General features: G+C 36.5%; 14 protein-coding genes. 6 read left to right on the top strand and 8 right to left on the bottom strand.

Annotated features, from left to right (window positions below; all coding sequences use genetic code 11):
- Window positions 1–9 precede the first annotated feature (9 nt).
- Window positions 10–3,186, bottom strand: a complete 3,177-nt coding sequence (locus tag P2086_RS04530; protein ID WP_317899247.1) for a tetratricopeptide repeat protein — start codon at window positions 3,184–3,186, stop codon at window positions 10–12.
- Between the two features lie 156 nt (window positions 3,187–3,342).
- On the opposite strand from P2086_RS04530, the gene P2086_RS04525 reads away from it, so the two are divergent.
- Window positions 3,343–4,011, top strand: a complete 669-nt coding sequence (locus tag P2086_RS04525; RefSeq protein ID WP_317899246.1) for a cell division ATP-binding protein FtsE — start codon at window positions 3,343–3,345, stop codon at window positions 4,009–4,011.
- A 97-nt stretch (window positions 4,012–4,108) separates the two neighbouring features.
- On the opposite strand, the gene P2086_RS04520 is transcribed toward P2086_RS04525, so the two are convergent.
- The 6 genes from P2086_RS04520 to P2086_RS04495 all read right to left on the bottom strand — a co-directional run bounded on the left by P2086_RS04520 (window position 4,109) and on the right by P2086_RS04495 (window position 10,862).
- Window positions 4,109–5,800 (bottom strand): M3 family oligoendopeptidase, encoded by a 1,692-nt coding sequence (locus P2086_RS04520; RefSeq protein ID WP_317899245.1) that lies wholly within the window; start codon window positions 5,798–5,800, stop codon window positions 4,109–4,111.
- 68 nt (window positions 5,801–5,868) lie between these two features.
- Window positions 5,869–6,366 carry a DUF5819 family protein gene (locus P2086_RS04515; RefSeq protein ID WP_317899244.1) on the bottom strand — a complete coding sequence of 166 codons (498 nt, stop codon included), beginning with the start codon at window positions 6,364–6,366 and terminating at the stop codon, window positions 5,869–5,871.
- 113 nt (window positions 6,367–6,479) lie between these two features.
- Complete coding sequence (locus tag P2086_RS04510) at window positions 6,480–7,883, bottom strand: inorganic phosphate transporter (RefSeq protein WP_317899243.1); 1,404 nt, start codon at window positions 7,881–7,883, stop codon at window positions 6,480–6,482.
- Window positions 7,884–7,968: 85 nt separating this feature from the next.
- Window positions 7,969–9,321 carry a putative porin gene (locus tag P2086_RS04505; protein WP_317899242.1) on the bottom strand — a complete coding sequence of 451 codons (1,353 nt, stop codon included), beginning with the start codon at window positions 9,319–9,321 and terminating at the stop codon, window positions 7,969–7,971.
- Between the two features lie 123 nt (window positions 9,322–9,444).
- Window positions 9,445–9,828, bottom strand: coding sequence for a large-conductance mechanosensitive channel protein MscL (gene mscL, locus P2086_RS04500; RefSeq protein WP_396127457.1), 384 nt, complete (start codon window positions 9,826–9,828; stop codon window positions 9,445–9,447).
- Between the two features lie 29 nt (window positions 9,829–9,857).
- On the bottom strand, window positions 9,858–10,862 hold the full coding sequence (locus P2086_RS04495) for an OmpA family protein (RefSeq protein WP_317899240.1): 1,005 nt from the start codon (window positions 10,860–10,862) through the stop codon (window positions 9,858–9,860).
- A gap of 166 nt (window positions 10,863–11,028) precedes the next feature.
- Here P2086_RS04495 and P2086_RS04490 point away from each other — a divergent pair, with 166 nt between their 5' ends.
- The 3 genes from P2086_RS04490 (at window position 11,029) to P2086_RS04480 (ending at window position 16,443) form a co-directional block, all read left to right on the top strand.
- Entirely contained in the window at window positions 11,029–11,619 is a 591-nt protein-coding gene (locus P2086_RS04490; RefSeq protein WP_317899239.1) for a thioredoxin family protein, read from the top strand.
- A 25-nt stretch (window positions 11,620–11,644) separates the two neighbouring features.
- Window positions 11,645–12,850: an MFS transporter gene (locus P2086_RS04485; protein ID WP_317899238.1), complete on the top strand. Its 1,206-nt coding sequence runs from the start codon at window positions 11,645–11,647 to the stop codon at window positions 12,848–12,850.
- 107 nt (window positions 12,851–12,957) lie between these two features.
- Window positions 12,958–16,443, top strand: coding sequence for a VPS10 domain-containing protein (locus P2086_RS04480; RefSeq protein ID WP_317899237.1), 3,486 nt, complete (start codon window positions 12,958–12,960; stop codon window positions 16,441–16,443).
- A gap of 9 nt (window positions 16,444–16,452) precedes the next feature.
- Here P2086_RS04480 and porG read toward each other — a convergent pair whose 3' ends face one another.
- On the bottom strand, window positions 16,453–17,265 hold the full coding sequence (gene porG / locus P2086_RS04475; protein WP_317899236.1) for a type IX secretion system protein PorG: 813 nt from the start codon (window positions 17,263–17,265) through the stop codon (window positions 16,453–16,455).
- A gap of 54 nt (window positions 17,266–17,319) precedes the next feature.
- Here porG and P2086_RS04470 point away from each other — a divergent pair, with 54 nt between their 5' ends.
- Together P2086_RS04470 and murI are read left to right on the top strand one after the other, a co-directional pair.
- Window positions 17,320–18,561 (top strand): outer membrane beta-barrel protein, encoded by a 1,242-nt coding sequence (locus P2086_RS04470; RefSeq protein WP_317899235.1) that lies wholly within the window; start codon window positions 17,320–17,322, stop codon window positions 18,559–18,561.
- Between the two features lie 30 nt (window positions 18,562–18,591).
- Window positions 18,592–19,425 (top strand): glutamate racemase, encoded by an 834-nt coding sequence (murI, locus tag P2086_RS04465; RefSeq protein ID WP_317899234.1) that lies wholly within the window; start codon window positions 18,592–18,594, stop codon window positions 19,423–19,425.
- Window positions 19,426–19,456 lie beyond the last annotated feature (31 nt).

The following is a 19,456-nucleotide window of genomic DNA, read 5'->3' as shown; positions in this document are numbered from 1 at the left end:
GTTACTTACTTATTTTGGTTGTTCGCTAATAGTTGTGGTTGGTGCTGGCACTTGTATTACTTCTGGCTCGTTATTAAATAAAGCGCTGTCCTTTTTTGTTTGATTAAATTCCACTTTCATTTCATTGCCTTGTTGTGTTGCTCCTTTATTTTCAACAGGAGACAATTCTTTAATTTGTCTTTCTTTTAATGCTGCTAATCGGCTATTCGCCTCATCTACATATTCCTGTTTAATTTTTGCTCCAATAACGCTTTCAAGAACAACCTGAGCATTAGCGTCATCTTTCAATGCAATATAGGAATCTGCTAAAAGCAGCATTCCCTTATTATTCCAATCGTCGTTGCTGTATTCGTAACTAATTAATTTATTAATTGTTTTTTCAACTTCTTTATAATCTTGTTTAGCAAACTGAATTCTTCCAATATAATAGTATGCTTCGGCTCCTGTCACATTTTTCGCTGCTTTCGTCATTGCTGTGAATTCTATCAGCGCATCATCCAATCGTTTTGTTTCGTAAAGCGACTTCGCCTTAATATATTTAGCTTCGCTTGTTTCTTGTGGGGTGAGTTTTTCAGTATTTAATACTTTGGTGCATTCGTTTAATGCCACTGTATACTCCTTCATATAAAACGCGCACCGCATAGCGCCGAACTTTCCTGCGCTTTTATTAGAAGGTGTTTCAGCTATTTCCTGCAACTGCTGAAACAAAGGAAGTGCTTCCGCGTACTTTTTGTCTTTATAATACAAATACGACGTTTTAGCAAGTGATACTTCGCTGTACACAGAACGAGGGCGTGTTATAATATATTGGTACGAAGGAATCGCTTTTTCGAACATGCTCTTGCTGTAGGCGCATTCAGCAAAACGAAATTGTGCTTCCGAAATATGTCTGCCATTTGGAAATTTAGAAATATAAGTCTCCCATTTAGGCATTGCTATGTCGCAATTATTATCCGTGTAAAATGCGTCGTAAGCGGTTTGATAACTTGCCTTTTCAATCTGATCTTCCGATAAAGGATTTCCAACTGAAGCAAAATAAGCAGTCATTGCATCTACATCGCCTTTTGCTTCAAAGATCTTTTTAATTTGCTGCAATACATCTTTTGCCGCTTCGCTCTTAGCGTCAGTCCTAACAAACTTGTCAAAGTACTCCAAAGCTTTATCGTCTTGTTTGCGATTAAAATAAATGTTTCCCAATTGTGCATACGAGGTGTTCACCGCACTTGAGTTTGGAAAGTTTTTCAAAATTCGTTCATAATAAAGAATCGCATTGTCTTCATCCTTCACATTGTTGTAATAAGTCTCCGCTATTTCGTTTAATGTTGGTACTATGTAATTTGAGTGCGGATGACGTGTTTCAATTTTTTTAAGTTCAGCAATTTTCTCAATGTAGTTTTTATTTAGACCGTCGCATAAAGCCTTTTGATACAAAGAATAATCCACATCGATTTTATTCAAGGCTATAGCCTTTTTGTAATAATCGGAAGCCTGAATAAAATCACGGTTCATAAAATAAGCATCGGCGGTACGAATATTTGCATCCGCTATTTTATTTTCATCGTAACTATTCTTGGTTAATAAAAATTTGCGAAACGAAATATTTGCATTAGTGTAATCGTCTTTATCCTTACGGTGAAAATAGGCATAACCAATTGCATAGTTACTTAAGTCATATTCCATAAGACTTGTTGCGCCTTGTGTAACCTGAAATTTTTTCCATCCTTCTATAGCGGTTGTGTAGTTTTTTCTTAAATAAGAAATCTCTGCTAACCAATATTGAGATAAAGAATTTAATGCCATATCCGTATTTTGCAGCAACGATTTTTTAAATTGTACTTCGGCATTATCCAAATCGCCATTGTTAAAAAACTCAACGCCTCTGAAATATATTAATTTTTGATACGTAACTTTCAGTATTGGATCCATGTTCTCGATACTCTCCATACTAATAACCGCGGCTGCGTAATTTTTAGTTGTTGAATAAACATTGATTAAAAAATTATACACCTCATCTTTTCTCGGCGATTTAGGGTATTCATTTATGTATTTCGTAAACCCTTTTACAGCTTCGTTGTATGGATTAAAATCTAATTCATAACTCAATTTAGCAAAGCTAAAAAGCGCGTCTTCGGTTATTTTTTTATCGAAGTTTAACTGATAGGCGCTGTAAAAAGCGTTCTTAGCTTTCAATTTCTCGCCTAACTTAATATCGCAATCGGCCATGTGATACCAAGCACTTTGAGCTACAGAATCTTTCCCTTCAGTTGCTTTTTGTAAGTTGCGTTCTGCGTTAGTATAGTCTTTCATTTTATAATAACAAAATCCTAAAACATAATTGCCCTGCGCATTCATTCCATAACCCAATTCAGTTTTTTTAAGATAGATTAAAGCATTTGCATACTCTTTCATGTTGAAATAACTTTCGCCAATCATGCGATTAATATCGCCTGCTTTCTGAATGTATGCTGTGTCGTTTAACAATTTTGGCGCTTCTTTTACCACCTTTTCAAATTTACCTTGAATGAAATAAATTTGTGTGATATAGTAAGGCACCACACTTCCAAAAGTTTCGTTACCTACTAACTTGTTAAATCCTTGCAAAGCGATTTCATAGTTTTTTTCTTTGTAAGCAAGATGGGCATAGTAGTAAGCAGCCGGAGCGCTATATTTATTTTCTACATCCTTTATTTCGTAAAAATCTGCTTTAGCTTTTTCATCATTTTTTTCTTGTAAATAACTATAACCCCGCTTGAAATATAACTCAGCCAATTGTTCTTTGTCTAATTTGTATTCATCTATTTTTTCTAAATACTCAATGGTTGTATCGTATTTTTTTTTGCGAAAATTTGATTTGCCAAGATAAAACCAGGCACTGTTAATGCGGGTACTTGATGGATTCTTAGCGATGAATTCACGCATGAGCCATTCGCTGTCTTTGTTAAACAATTCTATTCCGCAGGCTGCAGCATAATAGGTGGCGTCTTCTTTTAAAAGTGTTGATTTTGTTTTGGCAGAAAATTCAACAAAACTTTCCTGCGCACTTGCAAATTGTTTTTTATCAAACAATTCTAGTCCCTGTTTATAAATCACATCCTGATCTGCATATATGGCGGTTCTTTGCGCCTTAATTGCTAGTCCAGTTAAAATAAAAAGCAACGTAAAGCTCGTCTTTATTAGATACTTCATTACTACTAAATCAGGTAAAATTTTATCTCAATAAATTTAGTTTTCTTAAAGGCGCGCTTTTGCTATAATGGCTTACAGTTATTAACCCGCTTGTGTTGATATTGGTATAAGTTGATTAGCGATAAAAGTTACATTCATTCTACCTTAGAGGTTTTTATGAGTGAGTTAATCAAGTATACCAATGTTACCATCTTTCAAGACGAGCGTCCTGTTGTTTCTGACCTAAGTCTAGAAGTTAATAAAGGTGAATTTGTGTATTTGCTCGGTAAAACAGGAAGCGGGAAAAGTAGTTTTTTAAAAACCTTATATGGTGACCTTCCTGTAAAAGTAGGCGATGCCAATTGTTGTGGTTTTGATCTACCACATTTAAAACAAAGAGAAATTCCCTATTTAAGAAGGAAGTTAGGAATTGTGTTTCAAGATTTTCAATTATTAGGTGATCGTAGTATATACAACAATCTTAAATTCGTAATGAAAGCAACAGGCTGGAGAGACGAGGCAAAAATTAAAGAACGCATCTACGAGGTATTTAAAAAGGTAAATCTAGAGGGCAAAGAAAATAAAATGCCACATGAACTTTCTGGTGGTGAGCAACAACGTGTAAGTATTGGACGTGCTTTGGTAAACGATCCAGAATTGATCTTAGCAGATGAGCCAACTGGTAATTTAGATCCTGCCACTTCAGAAGAAATTTTAGTTTTACTTAAAGATCTCAGTGATACAGGTCGTGCCGTTCTTTTCGCCACGCATGATATGTTAGTCTACAACAAATTTAAATCGCGAACACTTACTTTCGATAATGGTGTGGTGACTGAGTTAGCCTAGCTCCTAAATACAACCCACATAAGAAACACAAGACAACATAAGGGTTAACCATACTTATGTGAACTTATGTTTCTTATGTGGTTAATAGAAGCGAAAACTAAATCTTCTCGTATTCCGCTTTTACAAAATCCATTAGCTCTTTAATGTAATCAGGACTGAAATCAAATTTGACTCCTGCGGCTTCGTAAATTTTTGGAATTGATTTTGTGTATCCCAAAGCCAGCGCTTTTTTATAATTTTCAACTGCTTTTTTAGGATTAGTTTTATAATTGCGCCAAACAGCAATAGCGCCTAGTTGAGCAAAACCATATTCGATATAATAAAACGGTACTTCAAACAAATGCAATTGTACCTGCCAACGACGTCTCAAATTATCTTCAAGACCTTTGTAGTTAATTTCATCGCTGCCAAAGTCCTCAATAATTCTTTCCCACTCTTCGTAGCGCTGTTCGGTAGTATGATCAGGGTTTTTGTAAATCCAGTGTTGAAAGCGATCTATCGCTGCAATCCATGGCAATGTATCCATCACACTTTCCAATTGCTGACGTTTTGCGCGTTTCAATTCATCTTCATTTTTAAAAAACACATCCCAATGCTCCATGCTCATCAACTCCATACTCATGCTTGCAAGTTCAGCTACTTCACTTGGAGGTGATTTAAAATCTACCAATTCTAAATCAAAATCTAAGAAAGAGTGAATGGCGTGTCCACCTTCATGAACCATGGTTACTAAATCGCGATGCAATCCCACTGAATTCATAAAAATAAAAGGTACATCCGTTTCATATAATGGATATTGATATCCACCTGGCGCCTTACCTAAACGACTATCCAAATCTAATCGTTTTAGTTTTTGCATGGTATCAATACACTCGCCAAAAAAAGGGTCGAGTTTATTGAAACACTCAATGGTGCGATCAATTAATTCTTGTGCATTCGCAAATGGCTTTAAAGGTGGCAGTCCTTCTTCATCCACAGAGGTATCCCAGGGACGGTAGTCTGCCAGCTTTAGTTTTTCTTTACGTCTTTTATCGTGCTCGTTTATAAGTGGCACAGCGTGTAGTTTAACAGCTTCGTGAAAATTTAAACAATCTTGTACGCTATAATCAAAACGGGCTAAGGATTGGTGTTTATAATCTCTATAGTTTTTAAATCCCGCATTCAAAGAGACTTGGTGTCGAAGGTTAATTAACTTAGTGAATAAGTCATTCAATGCTCCCTCATCTTCTGCTCTGCGTTTTTGAACTTTTTTATAAACCGTTTCGCGAACTGTTCTATCCAAATCTTTTAGATAAACCGATGCTTTTTGTAATGTTATTTTTTCTCCTTCATGCTCAATGCTCTGTGCTCCGTTAATTTCACCGAACTGTTGTTCCAATTCTTGTAATTGTGTGTTAAGCGGAATGTTTTCTTCTCTAAAAAGATCGATGCTATTTTTTATGCCTCTTAAATAAATATCGTAGCCTGTTTTTGTGAGTTTATCTTTATAAGGCGAAGCCATTAACTTTACATTCAAATCATTGGCAATTGGTGCCATGTGCGGCTCAATGTTTTGAACAAAATCATTAAAACGATCCCGCAACTCCGTATTCGTTGTATCGCAGGTCATTCTAATATAGCGCCAAGCCATATTCTCTCCTACAACGGCCCCCAATTCACTGTAATCTTTCAACCATTTTTCTAATTCTTCAGAAGAGTTAAGTTTGCGCTCTTTTAATTCCTCGAAATAAGGTTTTAATAACTCCCAAGTAGTTACAGTGTAATCTGGTTTAACATAATAGCGTTGCATAGTGTAAAGGTTTGGTTTAAAATTAAACAATACTAAAGAAGATAACAAGTGTAAAAAGAGTATGTTTTTTAATTATAATAGACTCTTGTAAAATTTGTATCTACAGATTGAACATATAATATCATTTTCATTTTTTCGATCTTGGTTTTCTGAGTCGATCTAATATAATTTAAAGCACTATTCTTTAGTATATCAAAATAAGGGGCGTTAAGTATTGGCCCGTTTAAACTTTTTATTTTGTCTGTGTTTTTTTCAAAATAATGGATGCTGTTTGAAAAGGCAAGCAGTAGAGGCCCGTAGCCTTTTAAACGATTCGTTTGATGTTTAAAAAGTATTTCTTGGAAGATGTCCTTTTTTTGAATTCGATGGCTACCATATTCTTTATCCTCATACTCTACAAAAAGTTTGTAGTTAGTGTTTGGCACTGGAGCAAACAAATTCCAGTTTTGTGTAAAAAAGGGATATGAATACCATTCGGCATAATAATCAAGCTTACTTTTGCTAATTGGGTAAGGATTAGCATGAATAGCAACTAAACCAAAATGCACGATTGTTGCAAACAACATGGTGCAAACGACAACTATTTTCAGTGATTGTTTAATATTATAAAGTAAGCAATTATATAGGCATAAAAAAAGCGCAACAAAAATAGTTGCGCTTTCTAATAAAATATTTTGATTTATAAAATCGCTCTAAATAATAAAAATAAAGACGCTGATAAAATAATTGTAACAGGAAGAGTAAGCACCCATGTAAGAGCAATTGTTTTTACAGTTCCCTTTTGTAGATTCTTTAATCCCTTCTTCGCCACCATCGATCCGGCAATACCTGATGATAACATATGCGTAGTACTAACAGGAAGTCCTTTCCAGCTTGCAAGTCCAATTCCAATAGACGCTACTATCTCAGCACTTGCACCCTGCGCATAACTCATGTGTTGTTTACCGATCTTCTCTCCAACAGTTTTTACAATGCGTTTCCAACCTACCATTGTACCCAAACCTAAACACACTGATATTAAAATTATTACCCATGTTGGCGCAAATTCTACTAGTTTTTTTGTGGCTTTAATCTCTTTTTTTAATTCGCTTATCTCATTTAAACTTAGCGCTAAATTTCCACCGCTAATCATTTTATCAGCACCCTTTGTAATTTTTATAACATCCTTTCTTAGGGAAAAACGATCTTTTAATGATATTTCTTCTGTACTAAATTTTCCCTCTGTTATAGTTTTAAAGTGGCCCGCGTGTAAAAGTAAGTCTGCATGAAGCTTTTTTTCCTTTGCGGCTAATACACTTGTATCAGCTTTAATCATTAAGGCTTCAATCTTATTAATATTTCCTGTAGTGCTTTGGAGATTAATACTAGAGTCTACTGAAAACTGCGCAGGTAAAACGGCAATCAAAATTAACATGATTAATCCTACTCCTTTTTGGCCATCATTTTGACCATGGAAAAAACTTACCATTCCACAGGTTAACCATAATAACATGCGAATCCAAATAGGTGGCTTTTTACCTGGAATGGGTTCTTTGTAAATAACCTCATTAGTGACTAAGCGTTTAAATACAAACATTATAATGATTGCAGCCGAAAATCCCAGTAACGGCGATAATAATAGAGCTGCTCCGGTATCTTTTGCCTTATCCCAATTAACAGCACTTGCGCCCACCTCTCCAGGTAAAAAATAAAAGGCAATCCCTATTCCAAGAATTGAACCGATTAATGTGTGCGAACTGGAAGAGGGAATTCCAAAATACCAGGTACCGAAATTCCAAATGATTGAACTTAATAATAAAGCCAAAACCATGGCAATACCATGATAGGGATTAGAATCAACCAATGTATCCATCGGCAGTAAGTTTACAATTCCCATTGCCACGGCGATTCCGCCCAACATCACACCCGAAAAATTTAATAAACCACTGTATATAACCGCTACAGTTGGCTTCATCGAATTGGTGTAAATAACCGTTGCTACTGCATTGGCAGTGTCGTGAAAGCCATTTATAAATTCAAAAAAACAAGCTAAAAGAATACAAAGTATTAAAAGAACCGTTAAAGTTGTGTCTAATCCAAACATAAAGTATATTTTTAAAACATCGGTAAAACTATCTGTAAATATAGAACAGAATGTTAAGTTAATGTTAAGAAAAGATACCTATGTCTTAAAATTTATATTGCATCCTAATTGTCAGGATATTGTCGCGAATATCTTTAGTAAACCCGTTTAAATTGGTTGTTTCGTTGGTCACGATATTGTAGTTAAACATAAATTTTACGTTTTCGTACATATAATACGTATAGGTAAGGCCCAATTGAGTGAACTTAATATCTGCGCTTGAAAGTCCATTCACAGTAGCACTTGTAATATCTCTTCCTGCAACTTTGGTGTTTGGATCATAAATCTCATATTTTACAGCGATTTCATGTTTTGTTTTTGCTATTCTGTGAATAAAATATGCGTACATGCCATTGAAGTTTCTAATATACGTGTCTTTTGAAGAAGGTAAGAAAAATGGACTGCTACTGCTGTTGTTTTGACCAGATTGTGTTCCTGTAATATATTCACCTCTAATAGTTGTAGTTCCAAGCGTTGTTTTAATACTAAAAAATGCCTCGGCACCATAATACATGCGTGGCGCGGTCTTGTTTTTAAATGTTTTGTTGGTAGTATCTGCCATTTTCCAGACTTTTAAGCCATCTTGATCATTTGTAATTTGATCGTATACTTTATTATTCTGGTAAGTATTGCCCCCATTATAATGTGAAACGCCTATACCAATTTTTATTTTATCGTTTTTAAATCCTTTATAATAACTCAACCTTCCAATAAAATCCTTCTGAAAGTCAACTTCATTTACACCTAAAAGAGGTGTTGTACCCGCAGCATATCCTGCGGGAGTGCTTGTGCCCGGTACATAAATACCTTGACCGTTATAGAATCCAGCATCCAATCTTAGTCCATGCAGTTTACTTTTATCTCCAGGGGCAATTACAATTTTTGCTCCTAAGTCGCGCTCATTTGGCATTAAAATTTGAGTGTAACGGGAACGCTCCGGACTCTCTCTTACAGATGAGGATTGATCAATTTCAAAACCAAATGGTCTGTTCATTACGCCGGCAGTAATGGAAAAAGCTTTAGTCCACGGATCGGTTGCCGTTGCAAATATTTCGGTAAGATTTAATCCTCTTTCTGTTCCATTTAACTGCATAACATACTGAGTGTGTTTTCCATTATACGTAAATTTCACGCGCCCGCGACGAATCATAAAACGTTTGTCTGAATTGGCTGAAAAAGTTCCGCCTTCATAGTTAGAGATTCCTCTGGTATCAGCAATTTGAAATTGAGCTTGTACCCACCCGCTTATTTTTAAATTTTTAAGCTGTGCAATATCTTTTTTTATACGGTTTATTTCTTTCGATAAACTATCATTAGGCAGTGCCGCTTCACTATTCTGTGAATAAAGCGATGTCGAACATAAAACCAGAAGTGTAAGTAAATTTAATATTGCTCTCATGTAAATTAATTATTAATCGAGAGTAAAATACGCGCGACTACATTAATATAAAGAGAATACAATGTTATGTAATTGTTAAGAAGTTAATTGAAGGAGCAAAGTCATTGTTTAACCCGCAAAAATCTACTTTTTAAGAGAATCTCTTATTTCAGTCAATAATTTCTCGGTATTAGTAGGCTCTGGGGGAGCAGCCGGTATAGCATCTTCTTTTTTCTTTGCTGCATTAATTGCCTTTATTACCATAAATAAAACAAAAGCTATAATGACAAAAGAGATAAGTGTTGAGACAAAATTACCGTATTTAATAGCTGTACCCGGAATAACCAATTGGTTAAGGTCAGCGAGATTTGCGGCCTCTAGTGCCGGTGTTAAAACTGCGGGCGTAATAATATCATCAACAAGCGAAGCGACTATTTTTCCAAAAGCACCACCAATAACCACACCAATCGCTAAATCAATAACGTTGCCCCTAATTGCAAATGATTTAAACTCTTTTAACATGCCCATAATTTCACTTTTAAAATTTCAATATAATATTAATTACTTTCTAGTACTTTTAATAACTCGTCCAATTTAGGTGTCAAAATTATTTCTGTCCGTCTGTTTTTCTTTCTGGCTTCAGGGGTTTTGCCTTTATCTAGTGGAACAAACTCTCCTCTTCCGGCTGAAATTATACGTTCAGGTTCTATTTTTGCGCTATTCAATAGTATTTTAGTTACCGAGGTAGCACGCATCACGCTTAAATCCCAGTTGTCTTTTATCTCTCCCGAACCTTTCATTGCCACATCATCTGTATGTCCTTCTACCATAACGTTTATATCCGGATTTTGTTCCAGCACATTGGCAACATTTTTTAATGCCTCCACTCCTTTCGCTTCTACATTGGTTTTTCCACTAGCAAACAATAAACTCTCGTCTAAACTCACATAAACTTTTCCATTTCTTTGTGTTATTGTTAAGCCTTTATTTTCAAAACCAACCAAGGCATCACTTAGTTTTTTTCTTAGGTCAGCCGCAGCCTGATCCTTCTTTTTTAAAATATCTTGTAACTCATTTACACGCGCTTCTCGTTTTTTAAGTTCAACGTTAAGGTTATCCAAATCTGCTTTCTGTTTGTTAAGCGCAACCTCCAACTGTTTTAATTCATCTTGCTTTTTTAATAATTGCTCTGTCGTCATCTGAAGTTCACCGCTCAATTTCGCGTTATCTTTTTCTGCGCCGCTCATTAACTTATTTAGTCGATCCATTAACTGGCCGTTAAGTTGATCTAATTTGTCATATTTAGAAACAAGATTTCTAAGGCTACTCCCATTATGGGTTGTGTCCATTTTTAAGGCCCTAATCACTTTCTCATTATTAGTCGCCTGCTCGGTTAGTTGGGCTAACTTAGCTTCATTCTCCATAGAGCTCTTTTTAAGATCAGCCAGGTTAGTTTCACAGGTAGTTAGTTTTGTTTTTGTTTCTTCTAGTTTCCTTTCAGGCACACAGGAAATCAATAGTGCAAGACCCAGAAAGCAAGCGATTGTTTTTGTCTTCATCATGCTTTAAAATTAGGAAATTGCATTCCTTTTGTTCAAGCCATGAGAATTCTTTATTAACAATGAAATTAACTTAAATAGTCGTAGATTCTTTTTGTGACTAAGATACATTAAAGAGCAATTGTCTAATTTAGACTCTTATAAAAATACATTTTTTGAAAACCCGGCTATGATAACACAAGAACTTCTAAATCAAGCAATGAGTTATTCATACTACAAAGCACTCTTAGAAAACCTGCTTACACAAGGAAAAACAACAGGTGCCAATCAAAGTGCAGAATATCTTAACTACGCTAAAATCAATTTACAACGAATGCATCGGCTCGAAAAAACGATCGTTTTAAATAATGAACTTGAAAACGACCTGTCTAAAATTACCAAGCAATACACCTTCTTAATAATTACAGAAGGGTGGTGTGGTGACGCTGCACAAAACTTACCCATATGTTATTTAATAGAAAAAGCTTGCAAAAACATCACATTAAAACTTATTTTAAGAGATGAAAATCTCGACATTATGAATAATTATCTTACTAATGGCGCAAAAGCAATTCCCAAATTAATCTGTGTAAACAACGATACATTGCAAGAAGTTTTTGTTTGGGGCCCGCGACCAACAAATCTTCAAGAACTTGTTTTACAAATGAAGCGAGAAAATAAAACTCATGAGGACATAAGTTTAATCTCTCAGAACTGGTACAATGCCGATAAAACAAAAACGTTGCAAATGGAAATTCTAAACTTGGTACAAAATTTGTAATCCAAACACTCCTTTCAATATTAATATGATTGCTCGCACGGCCACACTCTATAAAACTTCGTTCACAGGTCTTTCTTCTCAAACCTGGTTGCTATCACTCATTATGCTGGTGAATAGAAGTGGTACAATGGTGTTACCTTTTATGACATTGTATCTTACCGGAAAAACAATGAACCGTACGCTTGCGGAAGCTGGCACAGTGATGGGTTTATTCGGTCTTGGTTCAATTGTTGGTGCTTATTTTGGCGGAAAGTTTACCGACAAAATCGGTTTTTTTAAAGTACAAATGTATGCGCTACTTTTTGGTGGAATTCTATTTATAGTTCTGGGTCAACTCAAATCATTTGGCTCCATTTGTTTGTTTACTTTTTTACTAAGTCTTGTTAACGAGTCCTTTCGGCCAGCAAACTCTGCGGCAATAGCACATTACAGCTCTAATGAAAACAGAACGCGATCTTATTCTTTAAACCGTTTAGCAATAAACCTGGGTTGGGCAGTTGGAGCGTCAATAGGTGGTTTAATTGCTACATACAATTATGAGTTATTATTTTGGGTAGATGGTTTTACCAATATTATTGCGGCCGTTTTTTTATTTATCTTTTTAAGACCGAAACGATTAGAATTAAAACCAGAAGCTATTGAGGTTGAGGTGCCGGCTTCGCAATCAGCGTACAGAGACAAAACTTATTTGTGGTTTATATTCTTAACCACAATTTTTGGATTTTGTTTTTTCCAACTATTTACAATTATTCCAAAATATTTTAGAGATAATTTATTTTTATCTGAAAGCTATATTGGTTTAATTATGGCGGTTAACGGCCTCATCATTGTTGGGGTTGAAATGGTTTTGGTATATATATTAGAGCGTAAAAACAAAATAATTTTTTTTATAAGTTTCGGTACGTTTATATGCGCCGCGGCCTTTTTTAGTTTATTATTACCCGGCAATGCTAAACTAATTTCTTTGTTTATGATTCTTTTAATAACGATTGGCGAAATAGTGGCCATGCCTTTTATGAACTCTTACTGGATATCACGATCGAATGAAAAAAACCGCGGACAATACGCCGGGCTTTATACTATAGCTTGGGGAATAGGACAAACATTAGGACCATTTCTATCTGCCCTGTTAGTTGATGCAACCAATTTTTCAGTTTTGTTTGTTGTATTAGGAACCGCTTTAATTTTTACCTCAGTTGGTTTTAATAAGCTCACTATGCCTCAAAAATAAACTTGTCTAATTTAATTGATTTAGTTTTAGTTAAAAATTAGGGTTGATAAGTAAAACTAAGGTAAAATTACTGTATTTTTATTGGTTCAAGATTTAACACACTACACATGAAATTCAAATTTTATCTGCCGTTTTTATTTTTAATTAATAATTTAATTTTCGGTCAAAGCTGGGCAGAAAAAATGCACGCTCCCGATGCCAATTTTTATGAGATACAACAAGAGTTTAACCAATATTGGTTAGCTCACGATAAAGACGAAAAAGGCAAGGGTTATAAGGCTTTTAAACGTTGGGAAAATTTTGTTGAGAGAAGAGTCTACCCCTCAGGCGATTTATCATTATTACATTTAACCCCAATTAACTACGAGAAATTTCTAAAACAAGAAGGATTACAACAAACAGGTCCCGGAAAAGTTATTGGTAATGGCGGAAATTTAATAGCATCTACTACATGGACTGCAATGGGACCTTTTGGACCCCTCACTGGCAATGCGGGTGGTCAGTTTTTAAAAGCAGGCCGCATTGGTTTTATAACTTTTGATCCTACAAATGCTAATACATTGTGGGTTGGAACTCCTGCAGGCGGTTTGTGGAAATCTACTAACAGCGGCACTTCCTGGACTACAAATACCGACAATCTTTCGGTACTTGGTTGTTCTGACTTAGCGATAGATCCTACAAATACAAGTATAATGTATTTAGCAACCGGAGATGGTGACGCTGGCGACACAAGAAGTATTGGTGTTTTAAAAACCACGAATGGCGGCTCAACTTGGTCTGCAACTGGCTTAACGAACCCTGTTTCTACTAATTTTTTAATACGACGTTTAATTATTAACCCATCTAACACACAGATTATTTTAGCTGCCTGCAATACTGGTATCTATAGAACTATTAATGGTGGAACAAACTGGACACAAGTTTCTACTTCAAATTGTTATGACCTTGAATTCAAACCGGGCGATCCAACTACAATTTACGCCGGAGGTACAAGTTTGCGCATTTCCACCAACAGTGGTTCAAGTTTTACACAAATAACCTCAGGCATTACAACCGCCGCCGGACGTATGGCAGTTGCGGTAACAGCGAACGACCCTAATTACGTTTACGTTTTAGCCTCCGACAATTCTACAAATGGATTTCTGGGATTATACCGCTCAACTTCAAGTGGCACAACTTTTTCTTTGATGTCAAGCACGCCAAATATTTTAAATAGTTCTAACAACGGTAGTGGTACCGGAGGACAAGGATGGTATGACCTGTGTATCGCTGTCTCTCCTTTGAATAAAGATGAGGTAGTTACAGGAGGGGTTAATGTTTGGAGAAGTTTAGATGGTGGCTCTAATTGGTCTATTTATGGGCATTGGACGGGTTCTGGCGCGCCATTTACCCACGCAGATCAACACGATTTAGAATACACGACAATTGGCGATTTGTATAATACCAATGATGGCACTGTTTATAAACGTAACTCAACGGGCTGGACAGAAATTTCAGGTTCAATGAATATATCACAGATATATAAAATTGGCTTGTCTTCACAAACTGCAAATAAATGGATAACAGGTCATCAGGATAACGGAACAAGTATCTGGAATGGCACAAGCTATAACGCCATGTTGGGTGGCGATGGTATGGATTGTTTTTATGATAGAACTAACGATAACAATGTGTTTGGTGAGTATCAAAATGGTGCGCTTCGAAGATCAACCAATGGAGGAGCTAGCTGGTCTTCAGCCGTAACCGGATTAACAGGAACTCCAGGTTGGGTTACACCCTGGAAACAAGATCCACAAACCGCTAATACAATTTATGTGGGTTACAACGATCTTTTTAAGTCTACCAACCTTGGCGTTTCCTGGACTCAATTAACCGCCATGCCAGCTACTGGAACTATTAGAGAGTTTGCAGTAGCTCCATCAAATAGCCTTGTGATTTATGTTCTAAAAAGTAATGGCGTTTATAAAACTATTAACGGGGGTACGAGTTGGTCAAATGTAACTTCGACTTTACCTGTAAGTTCTTTAAATCCTGAATTCGTGAGTATTGATCCTCTGGATCCTAATAATGCTTGGGTAGTTTTTAGTGGTTACTCTAACGGAAACAAAGTGTTTGTAACAAGCAACGGGGGTAGTTCATGGACAAATGTTTCAAGCAATTTACCAAACATCCCGGCTAACTGCTGTGTATACGAGCCCGGAAGTAATGATAGAATATACGTAGGAATGGATGTAGGTATTTATTATCGAGATAACGGTAGTTCTACGTGGACCTTGTATAATGCCGGTCTCCCAAACACTCCTATTGCAGATTTAGAAATTTCGCCAGCTTCGCCAACCTTATTACATGCCGCAACATATGGCAGAGGGGTGTGGGTCGTTAATCTTGCTACTAGTGCTACTGCGCCCGTTAGTAACTTTGCGCCTCCTTTAGGCGGTATATGTGCTGGCTCGTCTTCAACCTTTACCGATCAATCTTCCGGCAGTCCAACAGCTTGGAGTTGGTCGGTAAGCCCATCAGCAGGTGTTGTGATTGGTTCACAAAATTCACAAAATCCAATAATTACCTTTCCGGGTGGCGGAAACTATACCGTGAGTATTCAAGCAAGCAATGTGAATGGTTCTGGAACTGTTTATAGCCAAATTTTATCTATTTCAAATGTTCCGAACCTCGTTGTATCAAGCAGTGCTCAGTCTGTTTGCGCGGGATCTTCAGTTATTTTCTCAGCTAGTGGCGCTAACATTTATAGTTGGAGTAACGGTGGCGGAGCCTCCTCTACAGCAACTTATTCCCCATTATCGTCTTCTGTTTACACTGTAACAGGAACCTCAGTAGGATGTTCGGCCTCTAAAACAATTAGTGTAATTGTTATTCCTAATTCTACAATAAGTATTAGCGGCTCGAACGCAATTTGTGCTGGTGATGTTGTCTCACTTACTGCCTCAGGAGCAAGCACCTATACATGGAGCAATGCAACAAGTGGTGCCATTATTAATGTTAGTCCTACAGTAACTACAACGTACTCTGTTACCGGCGCTTCGGGCAGTAGTTGTAAACCAACAGCTTCAACAACCATATTGGTTAACCCACTTCCAGATGTCTTAATATCCAGTAAAGATACAGTGATTTGTTTGTACGAGTCTATTTCGCTCAATGTGACTGGAGCTCTTTCTTACACTTGGAATCCAGGTGGGCCCGCAGGTAGCTCTTTAACATTTACTCCAGCTGTAACAACCACTTATTATTGTACAGGTGTTGATGCAAATGGTTGTTCTAAAACAAGTGCTTTTACCGCATCCGTTTCGTTTTGCTCAGGAGAAAAAACGCTTCTTTTAAATAAAACACTCTATTCTATTTTCCCAAACCCAACTAAAGGTAAATTAACCCTTGCCACTTCAAGTAGTTCTGAAAAAGCAATGAATCTAGAGGTTATGGATGTAAGTGGAAAAATAGTGTTTAAACAGCAGCTCTCTTTCACAAATTCTGAAAAGCAGATTGACATCAACATAAGTGAATTGTCATCAGGTACTTATTTCATTAAATTAGTTTCAGAAAAAGAGGTTTCTACACAGCTGAGAATTATAAAAGAATAAAACTAAGATTTAGTGCGTTCTTGCGCGTCTGCCTCTTCCGGGACAAAAACTCTTCGGATCGGGTAGTTTTATGTTTAAGGTTACACCGTAATAAAAATACCAATCGCGTGAACTAGGATTGCCGCGCATATCGCCTGGTGTTGCAGAGTTATTTAAAGACTGGTTCGTAACGCTACCTCCGCCTTCCGTGGCAATTGAATTCGGATAGCTGCCTTTTATATCATCAAGATTATCGGTAAATGTTCTTCTTGGTCCCCACTCTATTCCTAATCCACATTTTTCACCAATGTTCCACTTAAGGCCAACCCCAAAAGGAATGCTTAATTGAAATTTTGGATAAGCTTTGCCTTCAGTAAGATTATCCCTTAATGAAACCTCGGTTCCATTTATGTTTGCTTGGGAATTGAAGTAAAATCCTGCCACGCCAGCAAAAACAAACATGGTGAATTTATAACGATCATGGCCAATGCGATATTCCACAAAATTAAATTCAGCCGTTGCATTTAATTCATAAAGCTGACTTTTAAAGTTAAGGTTGCGCTCAATCTGATCTGGTTCACTGCTTGTTGCGTCGTTCCCGCTTATTTGACCATAGTTAAAACCGAATCTAAAAGCATAACGATAACTCTTCGCGTATCTAAAAAATATGCCTAAAGCCGGATGAGAAGCTTTAAAGTGTCCTCTTGGGTTAATATCCCCAATATAATAGGAACCGCCACCAAAAAAACCAAGTTCCCTTTGAGCAAAGGTTCGTTTTTTGATTTGTGAAATTCCCGAAACAAAAAGGAAACAGAAAAGATATAAAAGGCCTCTTTTTAACAAAACAATACTAGAAACGTAAAAATAGTCCTTTTATTGTGTTTATTTTGTACCAAAATGCCTGTAAGTTTCAAATATTTAAGTCTTTTTGTGCTTCTTTATCTACTTCCAGAAGCTTATCAAGCTCAAATAGAAGACACTTTAACTGCTAAAAAAAAAGAAACTTCGGATAAGACAAAAAAAACAAAAACATCGTCAGCCCCAAACTTTACAACGGATCCTGTTACGTCCACACAAATCATTTTTAGGTCTAATGATAAACTTCAGCTTCAGGGAACTCGTATTATCTCAGCCATAGATAGCATTTTACATCCAGTCCTTAGAATTGGGGGCTATGTTTCCACCTACTATGCTTACTACGACGATGATTCAGAAACCAATAATTTTGTGCTATTCCCAACCCTAGCGCCACGTAAAGATCAGTTTTCTCTTAATATGGCAGTTATAAGTGCGGAATACAAAAGCTCCTCTATGAGAAGCAATATTACCTTACACTATGGTGATGTGCCTGAAAGTTCCTGGCCAGCAACTTTTAATTTAATTCAAGAGGCAAACGCTGGGTTTCGGTTAAGCAAAAAACTGTGGTTCGACGCTGGCTTTTTTAAAACTCATATTGGTTTAGAGAGTTTTCAGCCAAGAGAAAACATTGCGTCGAGTATGTCTATTCCAGACTATTATGATCCATATTACCTCAGCGGGGCTAAGCTTAGCTACCTTGCGACATCGAAACTTACTTTACAGGCTTCTATTTTTAATGGTTATAACGAGTACATTGATAACAACACCAACAAGGCTCTAGGTTTTTCAGCAAACTATAATCTCAGTGAGAACATTTCTCTCACGTACAACTTCTTAACCTGCGATGAAACGCCAGACGCCGTAAAGACAAAACACCAACGCTATTACCAGAACTTTTACGCCACTTTTATTTATGATAAGTTTACCCTTGGGATTGATCTTAACTATGGCGTACAACAGCATTCCTTACTGAGAGATACTGCTAAAGCCGCGGTAACTTATGCTGGCACCCTGGTTGCGAAATATAAGCTACACAAAATGTTAGATGTTTATGGCCGATTAGAAGATTTCTCCGATCCTAATCGCATTCTTACAGGAAGCCTTTCCATTGGCCAGTATATTAGAGGTGCAACCATTGGTTTTGAAATTAAACCACAAAAAACAGCAGGCTTGAGTGTTGAATGGCGGGGATTACAATCTGACAACCTTATCTTTAGACAAGGAAATAAAAGTTTAAATCAACGGAATGAAATTATTGTTTGCTTAGATTTGTGGTTCTAATCATTGCAACTAATTATTCAATAAAAAGTTTTGGAAGAAAAAAAAACATATCAGCCAATTGGCATTTTTGATAGCGGCTTTGGCGGCTTAACCGTTCTAAAGGAAATTGTTTCTGAACTTCCTCAATACGATTATATTTACCTTGGCGATAGCGCCCGCGCTCCCTATGGTTCGCGAAGTTTTGAAACCGTTTACGAATATGCACTTGAATGTGTAGAGCACTTATTTAATATGGGATGTCATTTAGTTGTGCTCGCTTGCAATACCGCCTCAGCAAAAGCTTTGCGCACCATACAACAAAAGGATCTTCCAAAAATTGCTCCCTCTAAACGAGTATTAGGAGTTATCCGTCCTACCACTGAAATTATTGGCAAGCACAGTAAAACGGGACATGTTGGCGTTTTAGGCACACAAGGAACTGTAAACTCCGAATCTTATTTAGTTGAAATTGAAAAGTTTTTTCCTGAATTAAAAGTGTATCAGCAAGCTTGTCCTATGTGGGTTCCATTGATTGAAAACAGTGAGTTTGATAATGAAGGTGCCGAGTTCTTTATTAAAAAATATGTAGATGAATTGATGGCGCAGCAAAAAAATATTGATGCGGTTATTCTTGCTTGTACCCATTACCCACTTATACAGGATAAAATAAAAAAATATCTTCCAAAAAATGTTGATCTTCTTTCACAGGGATCTATTGTAGCCAAAGGCTTAAAAGATTATTTACAACGTCATCCTGAAATTGAGAAAGAATGCAGCAAAAACAAATTGCTCAATTTTTACACAACCGATCTTCCCGAAACATTTGATAAAGCTGCTAGTTTGTTTTATGGCGAGATAGTAAAATCTCAACATTTAGACCTGTAAGAAAAAGTCTCTCAAAGTCATACCTTGAGAG

Origin of the sequence: Aurantibacillus circumpalustris (assembly GCF_029625215.1) — a bacterium.
GTDB classification, from domain to species: Bacteria; Bacteroidota; Bacteroidia; order B-17B0; family Aurantibacillaceae; genus Aurantibacillus; species Aurantibacillus circumpalustris.
The sequence above is the reverse complement of the archived record's forward strand: the minus strand, read 5'-3'. Positions and strand labels throughout refer to the sequence as shown.